The organism is Streptomyces millisiae, from assembly GCF_031845425.1.
Taxonomy (GTDB): Bacteria; Actinomycetota; Actinomycetes; order Streptomycetales; family Streptomycetaceae; genus Streptomyces; species Streptomyces millisiae.
Genome location: NZ_JAVREM010000299.1, coordinates 1 through 454 on the forward strand (window position 1 = coordinate 1; position 454 = coordinate 454).

1 protein-coding gene is annotated in these 454 nt (G+C 72.2%); it reads left to right on the forward strand.

Annotation, left to right across the window (positions count from 1 at the left end; translation table 11 throughout):
• Nucleotides 1-81: 81 nt before the first annotated feature.
• Nucleotides 82-454: heme-degrading domain-containing protein (locus tag RNC47_RS36775; protein WP_311605217.1), on the forward strand; the 373-nt coding region annotated here is incomplete at its 3' end.

Consider the following 454-nt stretch of genomic DNA (forward strand, 5'->3'; position numbering starts at 1 on the left):
CCTGGAGGCGGCGCGCCGCTCGGCCCGCGAAGGCGTCACCGTCACCCTGCCCGGAAACCTCCCCCACGAGGAGCACCCCGCATGAGCACCACCTCTTCCCCCACGATCTCCGAGCTGATCGCCCAGGAGCGCCGGCTCACGCTCCCGCACTTCTCCTACGACGACGCGTTCGTGCTCGGCAGCCTGCTGGTGGCGCTGGCCCGGGAGCGGCACGCCCCGGTGGCGATCGACATCCGGCGCGGGGCGCAGCAGCTGTTCCACGCGGCGCTGCCGGGTTCGAGCGCGGACAACGACGCGTGGATCGACCGCAAGCGGAAGGTGGTCGAGCGGTACGGCGAGAGCTCGTACCTGGTCGGCACCCGGTTCCGCGCGAAGGGGACCACGTTCGAGGAGTCGTCCCGCCTGGACCCGGACACGTACGCGGCACACGGCGGTTCGTTCCCGATCGCGGTGG